The sequence below is a fragment of the Luteitalea sp. genome, assembly GCF_044337415.1.
GTDB lineage: Bacteria > Acidobacteriota > Vicinamibacteria > Vicinamibacterales > Vicinamibacteraceae > Luteitalea.
The window spans coordinates 1-2,951 of the sequence record NZ_JBIINP010000365.1; the positions used below are offsets into that span (position 1 = coordinate 1).

General features: G+C 69.8%; 3 protein-coding genes. 1 reads left to right on the forward strand and 2 read right to left on the reverse strand.

The window, feature by feature from the left end; translation table 11 throughout:
• Positions 1-193: 193 nt before the first annotated feature.
• Together ACIRDX_RS22365 and ACIRDX_RS22370 are read right to left on the reverse strand one after the other, a co-directional pair.
• The gene (locus tag ACIRDX_RS22365) at positions 194-1,297 is read right to left on the reverse strand and encodes an alcohol dehydrogenase catalytic domain-containing protein (protein ID WP_396627629.1); all 1,104 of its coding nucleotides are present in this window, start codon (positions 1,295-1,297) and stop codon (positions 194-196) included.
• Positions 1,298-1,450: 153 nt separating this feature from the next.
• On the reverse strand, positions 1,451-2,326 hold the full coding sequence (locus tag ACIRDX_RS22370) for a sugar phosphate isomerase/epimerase family protein (protein WP_396627630.1): 876 nt from the start codon (positions 2,324-2,326) through the stop codon (positions 1,451-1,453).
• 227 nt (positions 2,327-2,553) lie between these two features.
• Here ACIRDX_RS22370 and ACIRDX_RS22375 point away from each other — a divergent pair.
• A partial coding sequence (locus ACIRDX_RS22375; RefSeq protein ID WP_396627631.1) for a DUF2891 family protein occupies positions 2,554-2,951 on the forward strand: 398 nt, incomplete at its 3' end.

The following is a 2,951-nucleotide window of genomic DNA, read 5'->3' on the forward strand; positions in this document are numbered from 1 at the left end:
AAGGGCGAAGTCGGTGACCGTCGGACAACTCGCCACGCGCCGCAGGCGCACAGAGGCGAGTCTTGAAGTCCGACGGCTACAGACGGGAGGATGACGCCAGACGACCGGAGAGCCGATGGGCGCGCCGTCCGCCGTCCGCCGTCCGCGGCCCGCTCACTGCCGACTGCCGACTGCCGACTGCCGACTGCCGTCCTCAAAAAAGAATCACGCCCTTCGCATTGCGGCCGGTGAGCATGTCGTCGATGGCCTCGCCGAGTTGGTCGAGCGCGTAGGTGCGCGTGACGAGCGCGTCGAGCTGCAGGGCGCCGCTCGCGTAGAGCTCGAAGATGCGCGGAAAGTCGCGCGACGGCACGCATCCGCCATAGAGCGGCGTCACGTAGCGCTTGTTCCACATGAACCACGGCATCGGCACGGTGACCGGATCGTTGATTCCGCTCACCTGCAGGGCCTGCCCGCCGTCGCACACGAGTCGTAGCGGCGCGAACGCGAGCGCCGGCACGCTGGTCGCCTCGAACGCATGATCGGCGCCGCGCCCGTCGGTGTGTTGCCGCACGGCGGACGCCATCGCCTCGAACGACGTGTCGTCGCGGCCGGCCAGCACGGTGTGGGTGGCGCCGAACGCGCGGGCACGCACCAACGCGTCTGCGTTCGCGTCGATGGCGATGATCGTCGTCGCGCCCGCCACGCGCGCGCCCTGGATCACGTTGAGGCCCACGCCGCCGCAGCCGAGCACGGCGACGCTCTCGCCGGGTTGCACGCGCGCGACATTGACCGCCGACCCGAAGCCCGTCATCACGCCGCAGCCGGTGATCGCCGCCACGGGAAACGGCACGGACGCGGGAATGGGCGTCACCGCCTCCTTGCGCACGAGCGCGAGTCCCGAGAGCGTGCCGATGTTGAAGGACCTGTCGATGGCGCGTCCGCGCCACTGCGTGCCGGCGGCATGCGCGTGCCCGCGCGACGGCGCCATCACGTGCGCCGGCTTGCTCACCTCGCACAGCACGGTGTCGCCGCGCTGGCACTGCGCGCACGACCCGCACGGGATGCACCAGTTGAGGACCACGACGTCGCCAGGCCGCACGTGCGTGACGCCTGAGCCGACCTCGCGCACCACGCCCGCGCCCTCGTGTCCCATCACGAGCGGCCGCTTCCACGACAGCGACGCGTGATCGGTGTGGCAGATACCGGCAGCGCGGATCTCCACGAGGACCTCGTCGGCCAGCGGGCTGCTCACGTCGATCTCGTCGATCACGAACGCGCCCGCCCCGTCCGCGATGGCTGCCTGTGTGCGCATCATTGCGGGAAAGAGTAGCCGATGGCTCGGTTCACCAGGCTCTGTGAGCCCTGAGCCCTGCGCCCAGCGCCGTGAGCCCCCAGCCCCAAGCCCCCAGCCCCAGCCCCAACCCCGACCCCACCGCCAGTGTGCAGGCGTCGACGAGCGCGAGGCGCCTTACGCCTTCGCGCGGGCCGTGACCAGCCCGCGCGTGAAGGCCAGGTTCCTGCGCATGTCGTCCTCGAGCATCTTCGTCGGGCTGCTGGTCTCGAGCACGGCCCACCGGGCGAAGCCGATGTCGGCAAGCGCGTCGATCACGCCGGGGAAGTCGATGGTGCCCTCGCCCATGAAGTGCGGGTTGTCCTTGAGATGCACTTCACAGATGCGGTCGCGACCGAGCCAGCGCAGTTCCTCGATCACCGTGTGGCCGTTGACCGTGGAGTTGCCGACGTCGTAGTAGGTGAGCACGGCCGGCGACTTCGCGCGGTCCATGATGCGGACGTTGTCGCGGGCCGAGATCGTGTCCTCGAGGCCGAGAATCACGCCGGCCTTCTGGGCGTCGGGGGCGAGTTCACGCAGGATGTCACCCACGCGGTCCATCTCGTCGGGCGTCTTCAGCGCGCCGTCGCCGAAGAAGGGCAGCAGCATCACCTCGACGCCGATGGCCTTGGTGAGTGCGATGCCCTCGGCCACCCGCTTCGGCCCGAGCGCGTCCGACTTGAGGTAGTTGGTGTGCAGGATGTTCAGGCACGTCGACGTGATGGGCAGCGCATGCTCGCGCGACTGCGCGACGTACTGCTTCACGAGGTCGTCGGTGATCGGCGCGCGTCCGGCACCGCGTCCGCTCGCGAGGCTCACCTGCACGCCGTCGAACCCGAGACGCTTGGCCAGCGCGAACGAGGCCGGGTTGGCTTCGCTGCGCAGGTTCCAGTCGGTGACGCCGACGCGGAACTTCGGGAGCTGCGCAACGCGAGCGGCTGCAGTGAGGGGCCGAGCCGCCGACACGAGTCCGGCCGCGCCGAGGGCGAGGAATGCACGACGTGATTGGGGCACGGCAAGAGCATTGCACAACGACCGGGTGCCGGGTACGGGGTATCGGGTACGACTGGACGGGAAGAACGCCGAACGCCCTTCGACTTCGCTCAGGGCAAGCCGAACGACCGACGACGGATGGCCGCCTGCCGGCCAAGGCCTGCAGCGACACAGGGAACGGGGTGGGTACGCGGGGCGCACGCAGTCTGAGCCCTGAGCCTTGAGCCCTGAGCCGGTAGAATCCCCGGATGCTGCTGGCGCTCATGCTGACGACGCAGATTGCGGGGACACCGACGATGGAACTGGCCCAGGCCGAGAAGCTGGCGGCGCTCGCGCTGGCGTGCGTCCACCAGGAGTACCCGAACAAGATCGCGCACACGCTGGCCTCCGATGCCGACGCGAAGGTGCCGCGCGACCTCACGCCGGTGTTCTACGGCTGCTTCGACTGGCACTCGTCGGTGCACGGCCACTGGTTGCTGGCGAGGGTGGCGCGGCTGTATCCGGGGTCGGCGTTGGCCACGAAGGCCGAGGCGGCGCTGGCGAAGAACTTCACGGCCGAGCGGGTGGCCGGTGAGCTGGCGTACCTGCGTGCGCCAGGACGCCAGGAGTTCGAGCGGCCGTACGGCCTGGCGTGGCTGCTGCAGCT